This window comes from Arthrobacter sp. RT-1 (assembly GCF_003367205.1).
Classification (GTDB): Bacteria; Actinomycetota; Actinomycetes; order Actinomycetales; family Micrococcaceae; genus Arthrobacter.
On the sequence record NZ_QRGQ01000012.1, the window covers coordinates 31,810 to 47,772 of the forward strand.

Sequence of the window (15,963 nt, forward strand, 5' to 3'; positions counted from 1 at the left end):
TGCTGCCGGACCCGGATGCGGTAAATTCGGAGGATACCGCAGGGCATTAGTGAAGGAGGCCGCAGGTGGTTCGGGGTGGCCCCAGGCTTGATCATGGGCGGCGCCGGGAGCTCGGCCAGAGCTTCCAGGACGGCGGCAAGCATTACCAGCGGGTCCGGCCCGGGTATCCTGCGGAATCGGCGCAATGGCTCGTTCCTGCCGGAGCCCGTGACGCGCTGGACGTTGGCGCCGGCACCGGCAAATTCACCGAACTCCTGCTGGCCGCTGGGCTGGCCGTGACCGCCGTCGATCCATCCGCAGACATGCTGGGACAGCTGACGGCGCACTATCCGGACGCCACGGCCGTCCTGGGCACCGCGGAGGCGACGGGCCTGCCGGCGGCGGCGTTCGACGTCGCCACCGTTGCCCAGGCCTGGCACTGGTGCGATCCCCTCGCGGCGAGCACGGAACTGGCCCGTGTACTCCGCCCGCACGGAACGCTCGGGCTGGTCTGGAACCAGCTGGACACGTCCGTCCCGTGGGTGCACCGGCTTTCCCGCATCATGCATGCGGGGGACGTGTACAAGCCGGACCACCGGCCCGTGGTGGGCCCCGAATTCGGACACCTTGAAGGCCACGTGACGCACTGGCAGGACCTTGTCAGCACCAGGGATCTGATGGAGCTCACCAAATCCCGCAGCTACTATCTTCGCGCCGGCGAAACCACCCGGGCCAAGGTCCTCACCAACCTTGACTGGTACCTGCATGAGCACCTGGGCCATGCCGACGATGAGGACCTGGAATTGCCGTACCTGACCCTGTCGTGGCGGGCCGTCAAAGCATGAAGAACGTCGCCGTTGCGGTCCACCGGCACCCGGTAGGCTTGGTCCTGTGAAGACCAGCGCGCCCTCCTCCTCCATCGAGGACTACGTCAAGGTCATCTACTCATTCACTGAATGGCAGGACAAGCCCATCACGTCCTCGCAGCTTGCCCAGCGGCTGGGGGTGGCCAACTCGTCGGTGTCGGAGATGGTCCGCAAGCTCAAGGACCAGGGCCTTGTTGACCATAAACCGTACAGTGCCATCACACTGACCGACACCGGCCTGCGGCTGGCCCTGTCCATGGTGCGGCGCCACCGGCTGATCGAAACGTACCTGGTGCAGCAGCTGGGTTACAGCTGGGACGAAGTCCACGATGAAGCCGAACTGCTGGAGCACGCTGTCTCGGACACGTTCATTCAACGGGTTGCTGCCAAACTTGGCGACCCCAGCCGTGATCCGCACGGCGACCCGATTCCCACTGCCGACGGCAAGGTTCTGATGCCCCGGGCCCACCTGATGGGTGAGCTGGACAAGGGCCATACCGGCAGGATCACCCGGATCAGCGACGACAACCCGGATCTGCTCCGCTATCTGTCCGCGGAGGAGATAGACCTCGACGCCGAGGTGGAGGTGGTGGGGCGACGGCCGTTCGGCGGTGCGCTGGTGGTGCGCATCCGCAACTCCGGCCGGACCCGGGACTACGACCTGGCCGACGAGATTACCTCGGCCCTGTGGGTCCACAGCGACCAGCCGCATCCTGGCTGCATCCTGGCGGACGGCTGAGATGCAACCGGCAGGATGAGCCCTTCGGGAATGCCGTCTGCGCGGGCCTGGCTTGCGGTGGCCGCCGGTGGCCTGGTGGGCAGTGAACTCCGCTATGGCCTGGGGCTGGCCTTTCCCGAGATTCCCGGATCAATACCCTGGGTGATGCTCTGGATCAATGCCGCCGGAAGCTTTGTGCTGGCGGCGCTAACGACGGCCTGGATGGCCCGGCCGGGGACAGCGTTCTGGCTGCGCGCGGGGCTGGGCCCCGGACTACTGGGCTCCTTCACCACGTTTTCTGCCGTGGTGTTCGCGGTGGATCAACTGGCCCGGGCAGGCCAGCATCCCGTCTGGGTTGCCTACCTGGCGCTCTCACTGCTCCTCGGACTGGGGGCTGCCGGCCTCGGGTGGCGTGTGGGCAGGCTGCTCCCCTGGACATCGGAGGCTGACGCTGCGGGCGGCAGGCCATGACCGCTGCCGCGCTGGTGGGAATCTTCGGCGTCCTGGGCTCACTGCTGCGCTTCGCCATCGACAGCTGGTTCGCGCATCACCTTCCCACCCGCAGGGTCCGGATGGCGGGACGGCAGGATAGGCCGCACTGGCCTTGGGCCACGCTGCTGGTGAACGTGCTGGGGTGCCTCATCATCGGGGTGTCCTTTGGCCTGACCGGGCGGCTGGGACTGCCGGACGAGTGGCATGCCGGACTTGCCACGGGCCTCGCCGGAGGCCTGACAACCTTCAGCTCATGGACCACCGCCACCGTGCGGCTGCTGAGTGAGGCGCGCTTTGGTTCCGCAGCCCTGAACATCGTGGCAAACCTGGCCCTGGGCTTTGCAGCTGCAGCGGCGGGCATAGCGCTGGCCGCCTAGCCTGGCTGCCGAAGGAGCAGCCGATTTGGCGGCCTCCCGTATCGTGGATTCTGATGATCAGCAGACGTGACGCGGCAATTGCCCTGGATGTACCAATGGAGATGGCCCAGCGCCATGGCCTTCCGAAGTGGATGACGGAGGCAGAACTGGGCGAAATCCTGGACAACCCGCCGCCGTGGCTGGTCCAGTCGCGTGCCAACCGGACAGGCAAGCGTCCGGTCTGGGTCCACCTGGAATGCGCCGTGTGCGGCTACGAGGAGGCGGCCCGTCCCAAGAAGTGGTGGCCGGACTTCACCTACGTTGTGTGCAGCCATCATGCACCTGATGAGGTGCCGCCGGTGCAGGCCGGCTTCATTCGAAGCGAGTTCGACGGCGTAGGGACGCGTTTTGTAGGCATCGCGGACGTTGCGGCGCCGGACCACCACTAGGAATTTCCCGGGCGGCTCAGTTGCCGTTGCTGGACATCTCCTCGGGAACTGCCACGAGGTGGAGCTCCACGCCGTCCCGCAGCACTGCAACATCGAGCGGCTCGCCGATGGCGTCGGAAAACAGCAGCCGCTGCAGGCTTTCGGCATCACTGACAGGGCGTCCGCCGGCTGTCAGGAGGATGTCGCCCGCTGTAAGGCCTGCCTTGTCTGCCGGTGATCCCGGCAATACCTCAACGATGCGCAGGCCTTCACGCTGGCCAGTCCTGATGACCGCGCTGGGATTGAGCCGCATCGGCGTGCTGACGAGGCCCAGATAGGCCCGCCTGACTCGCCCGTCGGCCAGCAGGGCGGAGATGATCCGGCGGGTGGTTGCGTTGATGGGAATCGCCAGGCCCAGCCCTGCTCCAGCCACTGCAGTGTTGATGCCAACGATCCGGCTGTGCGTATCGGCCAGCGCTCCGCCGGAATTGCCAGGGTTCAGCGCTGCATCAGTCTGGATGACATCTTCGATGACTCTCCGGTTGCCGCCCGACCAGACCGGAATGGCCCGGCCCAGGCCGCTGACCACGCCTGCTGTCACCGAACCGGCCAGGCCCAGGGGGTTACCTACCGCCACAACGAGCTGCCCAACGTGCAGGGATTCCGCCGCGCCGAATACCGCGGGCGGCAACTTGGCCCGCCTGCCGTGGATCACTGCAAGATCGGACAAGGGATCGGCGCCCACCAGTTCCAGTTCCATGCGGCTGCCGTCGGCAAAGACTGCATGGCCGGTCCGGGTTCCTGCCACCACGTGCGAATTGGTGAGGAGGTAGCCGTCCTCCGTGAAGAGCACCGCCGAGCCTGCGCCCACCCGCACTCGTCCGTTGCGCCGTGCCGCTGTCATTTCGATGGCAGCCACATGGGGAGTGACGGCTGCTGCCACGCGCATGACTGTCTGTGAATACGAATCCAGCACATCGTCGTCGTATTCGTTAAAAGCCGGCTCCCGCGCCTGGTCCATGGCGCACCTCCTGGTTGTGCCGCCCGGCCGCCCTGAAATACCTGTCCGGGTCCTATCGGAGTCAACGAACCGCGGACGGGTAGTAGTCCCGTCCCCGCTACGCCGTTGGTGAACGGGTGAAGGGACCGGAGCCGGGCAAAGAAAAACACCCCGGTCCGAAGACCGGGGTGTTTCCCAAGGTGGAGATGGGGGGAATTGAACCCCCGTCCGATGTCGTGTTGTCAGGGCTTCTCCGGGCGCAGTTTGCGTCGGATTTTCTCGGCCCCAGCCATGCTGCAAACAGCTGGCTGATCCGGGCCCAGTCATCAAAGAGTCCCGCTCACCCCGATGACGAGGGTAAGCAGCAGTGGCTATCTAAATGACGCCAGCATCCGGGGCGATAGCAACCCCGGGCTGACGAACTTGCTAAGGCTGCTTAGGCAGCGAGAGCGAAGTTATCGCGTTTTGATTCGGCGATTATTTTTTTGCAGACAGCGTTAACGAGATAATTCTGCATCCTCGGCCCGCTTCACCTGTCGCGACTAACATCGTCGAAACCGATCATCCCCATATTTTTTTACCAAACCGGTGGGCAAGCCCGCCGGACTACCTAGTATAACTCATCCTTCAGGCGATTCATTCCAGCCTAGCGGCGGCGGTTGCGCTCCCGCATTTCCCGCTGCGCTTCGCGGTTGTCCTGCTGCTCCCGGAGGGTCTGGCGCTTGTCGTATTCGCGCTTGCCGCGGGCCACGCCGATCTCCACCTTGGCCCTGCCGTCAACGAAGTACAGCTGGAGTGGAACGATGGTATAGCCCGATTCACGGACCTTGTGCGAGATTTTGTTGAGTTCCTCGCGGTGCAGCAGAAGCTTACGGCGGCGCCGCGCGGCATGGTTGGTCCAACTGCCCTGGTTGTACTCAGGAATGTGGATGGCTTCCATCCACAACTCGTCGTTATAGAAGGTGCAGAATCCGTCCACCATGGAGGCGTGCCCCTCGCGCAGGGACTTCACTTCGGTGCCCATCAGCGCGATGCCGGCCTCGTAGGTGTCCAGCACGTGGTAATCATGCCGGGCCTTGCGGTTGGTGGCCACCACTTTTCGGCCACTTTCTTTAGGCACGGGAAAGCTCCTCAGGTTCAGATCCGTTGTCCTCCGGGCCGGTTCGGTGCGGAGTGATACCAGTGTACGGCAGGGCAATCAACCCCTACAGCAGCCCCATCGGGTCAACAGGAGCGCCATTGAGCCAGGTTTCGAAGTGGGCATGGCAGCCGGTGGAGTTGCCGGTGTTGCCGGAGTAGGCGATGAGCTGGCCCTGTGAGACCCGCTGGCCGTTCGACACCACGATGCTGGCGTTGTGGTAGTAGATGGTGTTCAGGGTGTTGCCCTGCATCAGGCCGTGGGAAATCTTGACGCGCCAGCCGCCGCCGTCTGCTGAACTCCAGCCTGAGCTGAAGACCTCGCCTGCTGCTGCAGCGTAGACGGGCGTGCCGCAGGCTGCTCCAAAATCGAGCCCCGTGTGCATGTAGCCGCCCTGCCCGTAGAAGTCGATGGTGCCCGGCGGGGTAGCCCGCCAGCCGAACCCGGACGTTATGGGTACGTTGCCGGAGAAGGGATGCCGCAGGCCAAAAACCGACGGCGATCCGGCCGGGGGCATAAAGGACTGCACCGGCGGGGGCGGCGGGGGCGCCTGGCCCTTGGCAGCGGCTGCTGCGGCCGCGGCGGCAGCCGCAGCAGCCGCAGCTGCTTCTGCCTGCCTCCGCTGCTCGGCCTCCCAGGCCTCACGCAACCTCCGGTCGCGCTCCTCAATTTCTGCGGCAACCGCGTTCTGGCTGGCCTGGACGCCCGCCAGCTGTGCCTGGATTCCGGGCTTGGCAGCCTGCAACTCTGCATCAAGCCGGGTGGTGTCGGCGATCAGCTGATCGACCTGTTCCTTTTTGGCGGCTGCCTCGTCCCGGGCAGCTTTTTCCCTCTCCAGGGCAGCATCGGCCTTGGCCTTGAGGTCTTTAATCTCGGCCTCGACCGCCTGCAGGCGCGCTTCCGAGTTCACGTTGGTGGCACTCTGCTGCGACAACTTGTCCATCGCCGCGTTCTGGCTGCGCATGGCCTGGTCCGCCAGGTCCATGGTCTCCGTGAGGCTGGCGCCGTTGTTGTCGCCGAAGAACAGCGAAAGGTTTGAGGGGACTCCCCCGGACTTGTAGGCCTGGGTGGCAATCTGGCCGATGAGTTTCTTCGTATCGGCGATCTTTTGTTTATCCGTTTCCAGCTGCTGGGTGATCTTGGCCTTGTTCTGCTGGGCCATGTCCACACGAGCTGAAAGCGCTTCAACCTCTTTAACGGCACCTGCCACACGGCCCTGTGCTTCCAGGAGTGCCTGCTGGGCACCCGGCAGCTGGCCCTGGTACATCACCAGGTCACTGGCTGCCTTTGCGATGCGGGAATCCACGAACTCCAGGGACTGCTGGACGCGCGCCGCCTCAGCCTCAAGTGCTGCCTGCTTGTCTTCAAGCTCGTCCGCGAAAGCCACCGGTGTGGATGAGGCGAGCCCGGCGGCGAGGACGACGGCAAGCACGCCGCTGATGACCCCTGACCGAAGGGAGGCAGTTCGGCGTCCGTGCACGGAGGTCTGATCGGTTACGTTCATGGGCGTTCCTTGATCGGTTTGCATGGTCCTAGACGCGAAGGTATCTGCGCAAGGTCAAGAGAGACGAAATTCCAGCCAAGGATGCGCCAAGGATTAGCAGAGCCGGTGCGAGGATCAGCGTCTGGCCTGAGGAGATGAAGGCCGTGTCCGGGTACTGCCGGGACATGAACTCGCCCAGGAAGAAGTGGGACACCGCCCACAACGTGGCGGAGGCCAGGGCAGCACCGATCACGGCAGCGATCACGCCTTCAAGGATGAACGGCAGCTGGATCACCGTCTTCGAGGCGCCCACCAGGCGCATGATGCCCGTTTCCCGGCGGCGGCTGAACGCGGAAAGCCTGATGGTGGTGGCGATCAGGAGGATGGCGCAGACGATCATGACGCCGGCGATGCTGACGGCCACAAGGGAGGCGCCGTTCATGACGGAGAAGAGCCGCTCAAGGAGCTGGCGCTGGTCAATGACCGTTTCCACGCCGGGCTGCGAGGAGAAGGTCTCGCTGATGATCTCGTACTTCTGGGGATCCTTCATGTTGATCCGGAAGGATGCCGGCAGCTGGTCCGGCGTCACGGAATCCACGATGGGTGAATTCGAAAACTGGTCCTTGAAGTGCTTGTACGCCTCTTCCTTGGACTCGAACTGGAAGTCGTTGATGTACTGAGCAACCGCCGGCGACTCCAGCAGGGTGTTCAGGCTTTCCTGCTGTTCGGAGGTGACCGGCCCACCCGCGCAGCCAGCCGCCGTCGAACCTTCACTGCACAGGAAGATGGCCACCTGGACTTTGTCGTACCAGTAGCCCTTCATCTGGTTGATCTGCATCTGCAGCATTCCTGCGGCACCCACGAAGGTGAGCGACACGAAGGTGACAAGGATGACCGAGACCACCATTGACAGGTTGCGGCGGAGTCCGCTGCCGATCTCGCTGAGGATGAATGCAAGCCTCATCGCTGTGCCTCGCCTTCGCGTCCATCGCCGGGGACGCCCGTTTCAAGGTTTTCCCTGCCGCTGGCGTCCTTGAGCCTGCGGGACTGTCCCACCACGGGAATCATTGAGGTGTAAAGCGCCTTGGCTTCGTCTCGGATGACCACGCCGTTCCGAAGCTCAACCACCCGCTTGCGCATCTCGTTGACGATGTCGTCGTCGTGCGTGGCCATCACCACGGTGGTTCCGTTCTGGTTGATCTTGTCCAGCACGCCCATGATGCCCATGGACGTGGTGGGGTCCAGGTTCCCGGTGGGCTCATCGGCGAGCAGGATACCCGGACGGTTGACGACGGCGCGGGCGATGGCAACGCGCTGCTGCTCACCGCCGGAAAGTTCGTGCGGCATGCGGTGCTCTTTGCCTTCCAGGCCCACCGTCTTGAGGACCTCGGGAACCGTGTCCCGGATGACGCTGCGGCTCTTGCCGATGACCTGCATGGCGAACGCAACGTTGGCGAAAACATTCTTCTGCGGCAGGAGCCGGAAATCCTGGAAAACGACGCCGATGCCGCGCCTTAGGCGGGGAACGCGCCAGCTGGAAATCTTGGCCACGTTCTGGCCGGCGACATAGACAGCGCCGGAGGTTGCGCGGTCCTCCTTGAGCACCAGGCGAAGGAAAGTGGACTTGCCAGAACCGGACGCGCCGACCAGGAAGGCAAATTCGCCGCGGTCGATCTCAAGGTTGACGGAGTCCAGCGCAGGCCGGGTTGTCTGGTCGTAGACCTTGGTGACATTTTCGAATCGGATCATGGCCCTAAGTACCCTGCAGGGCATGGCTGATTCTCACATGCAGCCCAGTTCTGCAGCCGGTGCACGGGTTTTCGTTTGGGGAAAGTAGGGCGCCGGCCCCTCGACTATACGCACGAACCCCGGCGTATTACCGGGCTTTCAGAGGGCGTGTCGCGGGAACCAGGTGCCAGAGTGAACAAATTGAAGCCTCGTGCATGCATGTCTTACTGAGAGAAACGCAGCACTCTCGGGACCGCCTTTACTCGCTCCTATAATGGGTAGCTGCGCCTGCCGGCGGCTAGCTGGCCGCCAGGTGCACCGACCGCTCCCTCCAGGAAAGGCCCTCTGTGCGCGTCCTTACGATCATTCCCACGTACAACGAACTGGAATCGCTGCCCAAGACGCTCCAGCGGCTCCGGTCTGCTGTCCCGGCCTCGGACGTGCTGGTAGTGGATGACAACAGCCCTGACGGCACCGGCAAACTCGCCGACACCATCGCGGCCGGGGACTCCCAGGTCCACGTCCTGCACCGCAAGGGCAAGGAGGGACTGGGCGCCGCCTACATCGCCGGGTTCAAGTGGGGCCTGGATGCCGGCTACGACGTGCTCGTGGAAATGGACGCGGACGGCTCCCACCAGCCCGAGCAGCTGCCCCAGCTCCTGGAGGCCATCGAGCAGGGCGCAGACCTTGCCATGGGTTCCCGCTGGGTGCCCGGCGGACGCGTGGTGAACTGGCCCCTCTACCGCCAGGCCATTTCCCGGGTGGGCAGCACCTACGCCCGCCTGATGCTCGGCCTGAAGATCAAGGACGTCACCGGCGGATACCGCGCCTTCCGCCGGACTACCCTGGAAAAACTCAACCTGGACCAGGTGGATTCGGTCGGTTACGGCTTCCAGGTCGACCTGGCATGGCGGGTGGCACGGATGGGCCTGCGCATCGAGGAACGCCCCATCACCTTCGTGGAGCGCGAACTCGGCGCCTCGAAGATGAGCGGCAACATCGTGGTCGAAGCCATGATCAACGTCACCAAATGGGGCCTGCAGGCACGCTGGAACACCCTGACAGGCAAAAAGGCCTCCGCCCAACCCTAGGCTGGGCCCCGTTCCGGACCACGGAGCGAAGAAATGGACAGCGGCTGGAAGCGCTGGGCCTGCCCCACCTTTAGGGGGCAGGCCCAGCGCAGCGCATATGGTGCTGCCGCTCGTTCTTACCTCGGGTTGCAGCACGGTTCGTCGCGACAAACGCTCGCGGGCACCACTGCGGTTACCCTCTCAACGAAGGCTACTTACTCTCCGCGTTGCGGTTATCGGTGCGCCAGCGGATACCGGCGTCGATGAAATCGTCGATTTCGCCGTCGAACACGGCCGAGGTATTCCCCACCTCGTGTTCGGTCCGGAGGTCCTTGACCATCTGGTAGGGGTTGAGGACGTAGGAGCGCATCTGGTCGCCCCACGACGCTTTGACATCACCTGCCAGTGCCTTCTTCTCGGCATCCTCCTGTTCCTTCTTGAGGAGCAGGAGCCTGGACTGCAGGACGCGCATGGCCGCGGCGCGGTTTTGCAGCTGCGATTTTTCGTTCTGCATGGACACCACGGTGCCCGTCGGAATGTGGGTGAGGCGGACCGCGGAGTCCGTAGTGTTGACCGACTGCCCACCGGGGCCGGACGACCGGAAGACGTCCACCCGGATTTCGTTGTCCGGGATTTCGATGGAGTCTGTTTGCTCGATCAGCGGGATGACCTCCACGGCAGCGAACGACGTTTGGCGCCGGCCCTGGTTGTCGAACGGGCTGATCCTGACCAGGCGGTGGGTTCCGGCTTCGACGCTGAGGGTGCCGAAGGCGTAGGGCGCCTTGACCTCGAAGGTGGCCGACTTCAGGCCTGCCTCTTCGGCATAGGACGTGTCCATGACCGTGGTGGGGTAGCCGTGCCGCTCGGCCCAGCGGAGATACATGCGCATCAGCATCTCGGCGAAGTCGGCGGCGTCCACACCGCCGGCGCCTGCGCGGATGGAGACCACGGCTTCGCGTTCGTCGTACTCACCCGACAGCAGGGTGACGACTTCGAGCTCCTTGAGTGCCTTTTTGATGGACTCAAGTTCTGCGGCCGCCTCCCCCATGGAGGCGGCGTCATCCTCGTCCTGCCCCAGCTCCACGAGGACTTCGAGATCGTCAATCCGTGAAGCCAACGTGTTGAGGCGTTCAAGCTCGGACTGCCGGTGGGACAGCCGGGAAGTGATTTTCTGTGCCGCTGCAGGGTCATCCCAGAGGTCCGGTTCGCCCGCCCGCTCGCTCAGTTCGGCGATGTCTTCCTTCAGAGTTTCCACATCGGAGACTCGCTCGATGGAATCGTACGTGGCGCGAAGGGCGCGGATTTCAGCGGAAAAATCAATATTGGCCATGGTTGTTTAAGCCTACGCTATCCGGCGAAAGGCTCCGGTCCCGCCTGCCAGCAGCAGCCCCGTGCTGTTCTTCAGCGCGTTAACCGCGAACGGGCGGTGGACGTTGCTTCTATCGGGATTCCGGCAGGTATCAGGAAGTTCACTACCGGCGGGTGGACTGCCGCCGTGAGAACCACGACGGCGGTGGAACCATCGGCTGTTCCTGTCGTCCCTGCCACCGCCAGGTCATCAAACCGTTCCGACGCCGGGCTCCTGGCGACGAAGTCCGCCGCCACATTTCGCACCCGCGCAGGATTGAGCACTGCCGACGGGCTGCCACCCTGCGCTGCGACTTCACCGAGGGTGTAGCTGTCCGCTGCCGCAAGCGAGGCGCCGTCCGCGAGGGACAGTAGCCGCTTGTGTTCGAGGTAGACGGCCGAGATACCGATGACAACCGTTGTGACGAGCAGGGCCAGCGCTACGTAGCCCAAAATCATCACCATCATCTGGCCGTCTTCGTTCTTCGTCATCGGAACCTGCCCACCACCTGGGTTGCGGATGCCTCCACCTCAGTGGCGGACAGTCGGAGGCCGTCAGGGAACGGAACAAATGGCAGGGGCACTGCCAGCCTGACGTTTGCAGTCACCACCGTGCCCGCGGCCTGGCAGTCGGCGGGGTCGCAGCTGATAGCCACGGTGGCCTCCTCCGGCCGGTGCCCAAAGTCAGCCAGCGCAATGGCTACCGCTTGTTCGGCGGCTGCCTGGGCTGACGATGCGTCGGGCTGGGCGACGTAGACCTTCGCGGCCTGGTCAGCTGCCCCAACCACGGCAAACGAACCACCCTGGATTTGTCCCACGGTGATGATGAAGTACACGAGGGGAACCATCAGTAAGAGCGCCAGGAACGTGAACTCAACAACCGCGCTCCCCTGCTCATGCACGCACTTCTGCGGCCTTGCGTCGTGTGGCAGGGTTTGCTTGTCTCCTGGCCATACCTTCCGTATGTCTCGCATGGCCACGTTTGCAGTATCCGTTTTCATGCAGAGCGCCTCACGCAGCCGGGTACGAACGCGCCACCGGATGTCAGGGCTGCACAGCGGCATGTCCCTTCACCTCCAGCATGTCCCGCGGACCGATCAGACCAATGACCGGCATCGGCGCCCGCACGGTCACTTCCAGGGTCCGCAATCCCTGCACGGTCACTTCGGTGGTGCTGACCTGGCCGGCAAAGCCAGGATTCAACGCGGTCACAATGAGGGCACGCGTCCGTTCTTCCGCGTCGACAGCTCCCCGGTCCGCCAGGGTTCCGTACCTGGCCCCCGAGGCGGCGGCATCAATTAAGGTGTTGCGCACGTGCAACACGAGCGCCAGTTGGATGATCGCCAGGAAAAACATGGTGAGCAGTCCTCCCACCAAAACAAAATCCACCACCGCCGAGCCTTGTTCCCTCGATACAGGCTGTTCAGGGGCGCCTTTGGCTACCTTGGCGGGACGTGGCATGGGCTTAGCTGCCCACCTTGTCCATCGCCTGGTTGAACATGGACTCCAACGCTGGTCCGGCGAGCGCCAGGAGGGCTGCCACCAGGACAGCGGACATGAGGGTGATCATGACCCACCCCGGCACATCTCCCCGCTCAGGGTGATCATTCGGGGTGCGGCGTGAATCTGCGAGAGTCAGGAGCAACACTGCGCAGCGGATTCCTACGTTTTTCATTTCTCTTCCTCTTCCTCTTCCTCTTACTTCCTGCGTTGATTGGGCATGACGCCACGGTCCGGTCATCACCGTTGGTCGGTGCCACCGCTAGAAACCCAGGCTGATCGCCGCAATGCCCGGAAAGACGGCGAAAACGACGGTCAGCGGGAGCACACCAAAAACGAGTGGCACCATCATGGCGATCTCTTTCTTGCCGGCGGCTTCCATCAGGTCCCGTTTTGCGGTGTCACGGACATCCTGGGCCTGGGCACGAAGCACGTCAGCCAGGGGTGTGCCCCGCTCCACGGCGACAATGATGCCGTCGACGAACCTCACCAGCGGCGCCAGGTCGGTGCGCGACGAGAACTCCTGGAGGGCAAGGACGAGCGGCTTGCCGGCCCGTGTCTCGGCGAGGATCTTCGAGAACTCCTTGGCCAGCTCCCCCTTGGCGCTCCGGCAGACCCTGTCCAGGGCGCCGGTGGCGCTCTCCCCGGCGCCGACGGCGAGCGCCATGAGCTCAGCGAGGCTGGGGAATTCAGCCATCATCCGGGCTTCCCGTTGGCGGACCTGAACGCCCAGCCAATAGTCCCGCAGCACGAAGCCTGCTGCAGCGCCTCCGATGATGATCAAGGCCGCGACGAGTGGACTGAACCTGCCGGAAGCAGCCCCAATGAGGGACAGAGCCAACGCGAGGGCGAATCCGGCGGCCGCCCACAGCAGCTGTTCAGCCCTGAAATCAATGGCAGATTTGTTGATCCCCGCCTGTACCAGCCGACGGGCGGTCGCGCCCGGTGAAGGGCTAAGCTTTCCCAGCGCCGCGAGGGCATCGTGGACCACCGGGCGCAGTATCCTCTCAAGCGGCCCGAAGGGCGTCAGCGTCTGCTCTCCTGAGCGCAGGAGCCGCGACTCAACGTTCTGGGCCTTGAGCTGCGGCTCAATCCGCTGCGCAAAAGTTGTTGCCCTCATCATCGGGGACCTGAAGATGACCAGCCACAGGCCTATCCCCATGACAAGTCCGCATATGACGGCGGCTGGAGAGACAGCGGTCACCGGAGGACCCTTTCATCCTGGGGAAGAGCGCCTATTCTCAGCATGGTGGAGTAGCAGATCAACGAAACCACCAGCCCTCCGAGCAACACTGCTGCCCCCATCGGTGTGTTGTATGCCTGCACCGCTTCCGGCCGTGTAGCCAGGAGAACCATGACGATCCATGGCGCGGCTACGGCAAGGCGTGCGGCGTTGACGGTCCAGGACTGCCGGGCTTCGAGTTCGCTGCGGGTGCGCGCGCTCTCCCGCAAAAATTCGGCAAGCGTACCCAGCAGTTTGCCCAGATCCGACCCTCCGACCTCCCGGGTCAGACGCAGGGCTTCGACGATCCGGTCAGCGACCGGATCTGCAAGCTTGTGCTTAAGTTTGTTCAACGACCCATCAAAATGTCCCCCGGCCCGGTAGTCGGCGCCGAACTCCCGAAACGCCGGCCGCAGTTCTTCCGGGCCTTTGTCACCCAGCTGGATCAGCGCCTCCGGCAAAGGCAGTCCTGCGCGAATTGCCGAACGAAGGTGATCGACGACGTCCGGCCAGAGCTGGCGCAGTAACGCCGTACGCTTTTTAGCGCGCCAGCGGAGGACGCTGACGGGCAACCATCCGGCGAAAAGTCCGAAGCATGCGGCGATGGGCCACGAGCGGCTGACGGCGTAAAACACCAGGACCACAAACAGCGCCAGGCCCAGGCAAGTGCCCGCCAGCCCGCCCACGGAAACCTTGTCGACACCCGCAGCTGCCAAAAGATCGCCCAGGCGGCTTGGCTTCCGTTCCCGCGGCCTTTTCGGCGGTGACTCCCAGAACGCCCACCAGATGAGGAAAAGGCCCGTTCCTGTTGTTACTCCGAGCAGTGCCGAGATCATCGGGGATCCAGCAAAGCAGCGACATCATAGCCCGCACGCGAAAATTTCTCCGCCGACGGCATCGCGTTCGCCCGGGGCTGCAGGACGCCGTCAGCCATGGCGAAAACCAACGATGATTCGATGATGCCGTTCTCTACGCGTCGGCCAAGGGACAGGATCTCGGTGACCTCCCGCCGGCCGTTCGCCTGCCGGCTGCAATGGACCACGAGGTCGATGCAGGATGCGACCGTGGGAACGACGAAGGCGCTGGAAATATTCTCGCCGGCCAGCAGTGGGAGTGTGCAGATCTTCGTGACTGCGTCATGGGCAGAATTGGCGTGCACCGTGCACATGCCTGGAAGACCTGAGTTGAGGGCAATCAGCATGTCCAGGCTCTCGGCCTCACGCACCTCACCGACCACCAGACGGTCCGGCCGCATGCGGAGCGCTTCCTTCACCAGGCGCCGGAGCGGAATTTCGCCTTCGCCTTCGAGGTTCGGCTGGCGGCACTGGAGCCCCACAACGTCCCGCAACGGGAACTGCAGCTCGAAGATCTCTTCAACCGTAATGACCCGCTCCCGGCTTCCGATGCTGGACGCCAGGCAATTGAGCATCGTCGTCTTGCCTGCCTGGGTGGCGCCGGACACCAGGATGTTCAATCCACTGGATACTGCTGCACCAAGAAACCGGGCGGATTGGGGCGTCAGAGTGCCCAACTCGACAAGGTGTTCCAGCCGGGTTGCCTTCACAACGAACTTCCTGATGTTCACTGCCCAGTGGCGGCGCGTGACATCCGGAATGACCACGTGAAGCCTCGAGCCGTCGGGCAGGGCCGCATCAACGAAGGGAGACGACATGTCAAGGCGCCTGCCGGAGCTCTTCAGCATCCGCTCCACGAGGTCGCGCACTTGCTGGTCGGAAAGGCTGAGCGAGGTGAGTTCGGATTCGCCGTTGCGCGCAACAAAGATTTCATTCGGCGCGTTGAGCCAAATCTCTTCTACTGAGGGGTCGTCGAGCAGTGGCTGGAGGACACCGAATCCCGCCACAGCATCGAAAAGGAACCTGCGAGCCGAGTCCAATGGTCCGAGGGGCGGAAGCGGTCCCATCAAGGCCCGCTCGTCATAGTCCATGACGGCTGCTTCCACAAGCCTGCGCACCTCACTGGCCTGCCGCAACGGATCGAGGCCCTTGCGCCGTATCAGCTCGCGGACTTCGTCCTCGACTATCCCCAGAGCATCCATAAGTACTCCCCCACATGACTGCCGCCCAGCGCGGGCAGTGCAATTGCGTCCAGCCTAAGGAGGGTAAACCCCGGCAACAAGTCATAGGGGCGCTCAATGTGGATAACTAACGGTGCGACAACTATCACTTGAGCAACAAGAGAACCACTAGTTCCGCTGGTAACACCAATGCTATGGTGAGCGCGTTAATTGTCGAACCACCACCTGTCAGGCGTATCCCTGGGGGAAAAACCTGAACAGCTATCGAAATGAGCGCTCGCGGGAGCGCCACATTGTCTCCGGAGCAAATATGAAGCGGAACCTGTCTCAGTCCCGTCACCCCGCCATGAAAACTTTGGGGATAGTGCTGCTGGCTGCCTCCCTGGTAGCTGGCCCCGGCCTCGTCAGCGTTGCGTCCGCCGTCGAACCCGCGCCTACCCCAAACCTTTCTTCCAGTAATGGAAGCACTGGGGCAACCGCGGCCGCCGCGCCCACGGGCGCACCGGCCCCGTCGACGCCCCAAACTGCCCCCGCAGAACCGCGGCCAGTGGAAAAAGCCACAGGAGAACCGCAGCCGGTTGCGACTTCGCCGGGGACTTCA

General features: G+C 63.7%; 19 protein-coding genes and 1 other RNA gene. 6 read left to right on the forward strand and 14 right to left on the reverse strand.

Annotated features, from left to right (window positions below; all coding sequences use genetic code 11):
* Positions 1 to 65: 65 nt before the first annotated feature.
* The 5 genes from DXK94_RS11290 to DXK94_RS11310 are packed head-to-tail and all read left to right on the forward strand — an operon-like array spanning position 66 to position 2,860.
* Positions 66 to 824 (forward strand): class I SAM-dependent methyltransferase, encoded by a 759-nt coding sequence (locus tag DXK94_RS11290; protein ID WP_115525065.1) that lies wholly within the window; start codon positions 66 to 68, stop codon positions 822 to 824.
* A 46-nt stretch (positions 825 to 870) separates the two neighbouring features.
* Entirely contained in the window at positions 871 to 1,584 is a 714-nt protein-coding gene (locus tag DXK94_RS11295; protein ID WP_115525066.1) for a metal-dependent transcriptional regulator, read from the forward strand.
* Positions 1,585 to 1,599: 15 nt separating this feature from the next.
* On the forward strand, positions 1,600 to 2,034 hold the full coding sequence (locus DXK94_RS11300) for a CrcB family protein (RefSeq protein WP_079597629.1): 435 nt from the start codon (positions 1,600 to 1,602) through the stop codon (positions 2,032 to 2,034).
* Positions 2,031 to 2,432, forward strand: a complete 402-nt coding sequence (locus DXK94_RS11305; protein WP_115525067.1) for a CrcB family protein — start codon at positions 2,031 to 2,033, stop codon at positions 2,430 to 2,432. The genes DXK94_RS11300 and DXK94_RS11305 overlap by 4 nt, the downstream gene beginning before the upstream one ends.
* Positions 2,433 to 2,485: 53 nt before the next feature.
* Entirely contained in the window at positions 2,486 to 2,860 is a 375-nt protein-coding gene (locus DXK94_RS11310) for a hypothetical protein (RefSeq protein WP_115525068.1), read from the forward strand.
* Between the two features lie 16 nt (positions 2,861 to 2,876).
* Here DXK94_RS11310 and DXK94_RS11315 read toward each other — a convergent pair whose 3' ends face one another.
* The 6 genes from DXK94_RS11315 to ftsE form a co-directional block, all read right to left on the reverse strand.
* The gene (locus DXK94_RS11315; RefSeq protein WP_115525069.1) at positions 2,877 to 3,860 is read right to left on the reverse strand and encodes a S1C family serine protease; all 984 of its coding nucleotides are present in this window, start codon (positions 3,858 to 3,860) and stop codon (positions 2,877 to 2,879) included.
* A gap of 177 nt (positions 3,861 to 4,037) precedes the next feature.
* Positions 4,038 to 4,408, reverse strand: a transfer-messenger RNA (tmRNA) gene (gene ssrA / locus DXK94_RS11320).
* Between the two features lie 77 nt (positions 4,409 to 4,485).
* Positions 4,486 to 4,959 (reverse strand): SsrA-binding protein SmpB, encoded by a 474-nt coding sequence (smpB, locus tag DXK94_RS11325; RefSeq protein WP_079597625.1) that lies wholly within the window; start codon positions 4,957 to 4,959, stop codon positions 4,486 to 4,488.
* Positions 4,960 to 5,044: 85 nt separating this feature from the next.
* A complete protein-coding gene (locus DXK94_RS11330) occupies positions 5,045 to 6,481 on the reverse strand; it encodes a M23 family metallopeptidase (RefSeq protein ID WP_115525070.1) in 1,437 nt (478 codons plus the stop codon).
* Positions 6,482 to 6,509: 28 nt separating this feature from the next.
* Positions 6,510 to 7,424, reverse strand: a complete 915-nt coding sequence (ftsX, locus tag DXK94_RS11335) for a permease-like cell division protein FtsX (protein ID WP_079597623.1) — start codon at positions 7,422 to 7,424, stop codon at positions 6,510 to 6,512.
* Positions 7,421 to 8,209, reverse strand: a complete 789-nt coding sequence (gene ftsE / locus DXK94_RS11340) for a cell division ATP-binding protein FtsE (protein WP_115525071.1) — start codon at positions 8,207 to 8,209, stop codon at positions 7,421 to 7,423. Before ftsE ends, ftsX begins: the two co-directional genes overlap by 4 nt.
* A gap of 326 nt (positions 8,210 to 8,535) precedes the next feature.
* Between ftsE and DXK94_RS11345 the strand changes: the two genes are divergently transcribed.
* On the forward strand, positions 8,536 to 9,279 hold the full coding sequence (locus DXK94_RS11345; RefSeq protein ID WP_115525072.1) for a polyprenol monophosphomannose synthase: 744 nt from the start codon (positions 8,536 to 8,538) through the stop codon (positions 9,277 to 9,279).
* 190 nt (positions 9,280 to 9,469) lie between these two features.
* On the opposite strand, the gene prfB is transcribed toward DXK94_RS11345, so the two are convergent.
* The 8 genes from prfB to DXK94_RS11385 form a co-directional block, all read right to left on the reverse strand.
* On the reverse strand, positions 9,470 to 10,588 hold the full coding sequence (gene prfB / locus DXK94_RS11350; protein WP_079597620.1) for a peptide chain release factor 2: 1,119 nt from the start codon (positions 10,586 to 10,588) through the stop codon (positions 9,470 to 9,472).
* Between the two features lie 71 nt (positions 10,589 to 10,659).
* Entirely contained in the window at positions 10,660 to 11,097 is a 438-nt protein-coding gene (locus DXK94_RS11355) for a pilus assembly protein TadG-related protein (RefSeq protein ID WP_258868526.1), read from the reverse strand.
* A complete protein-coding gene (locus DXK94_RS11360) occupies positions 11,094 to 11,507 on the reverse strand; it encodes a hypothetical protein (protein WP_258868527.1) in 414 nt (137 codons plus the stop codon). Before DXK94_RS11360 ends, DXK94_RS11355 begins: the two co-directional genes overlap by 4 nt.
* Before the next feature lie 142 nt (positions 11,508 to 11,649).
* Complete coding sequence (locus DXK94_RS11365) at positions 11,650 to 12,066, reverse strand: TadE family protein (RefSeq protein WP_079597619.1); 417 nt, start codon at positions 12,064 to 12,066, stop codon at positions 11,650 to 11,652.
* A 4-nt stretch (positions 12,067 to 12,070) separates the two neighbouring features.
* Positions 12,071 to 12,280: a hypothetical protein gene (locus DXK94_RS11370; RefSeq protein WP_079597618.1), complete on the reverse strand. Its 210-nt coding sequence runs from the start codon at positions 12,278 to 12,280 to the stop codon at positions 12,071 to 12,073.
* 87 nt (positions 12,281 to 12,367) lie between these two features.
* Entirely contained in the window at positions 12,368 to 13,309 is a 942-nt protein-coding gene (locus DXK94_RS11375) for a type II secretion system F family protein (RefSeq protein ID WP_181884811.1), read from the reverse strand.
* On the reverse strand, positions 13,306 to 14,163 hold the full coding sequence (locus DXK94_RS11380; RefSeq protein ID WP_181884812.1) for a type II secretion system F family protein: 858 nt from the start codon (positions 14,161 to 14,163) through the stop codon (positions 13,306 to 13,308). Before DXK94_RS11380 ends, DXK94_RS11375 begins: the two co-directional genes overlap by 4 nt.
* Positions 14,160 to 15,383 carry a CpaF family protein gene (locus tag DXK94_RS11385; RefSeq protein WP_115525074.1) on the reverse strand — a complete coding sequence of 408 codons (1,224 nt, stop codon included), beginning with the start codon at positions 15,381 to 15,383 and terminating at the stop codon, positions 14,160 to 14,162. The genes DXK94_RS11380 and DXK94_RS11385 overlap by 4 nt, the downstream gene beginning before the upstream one ends.
* Positions 15,384 to 15,963: the final 580 nt, after the last annotated feature.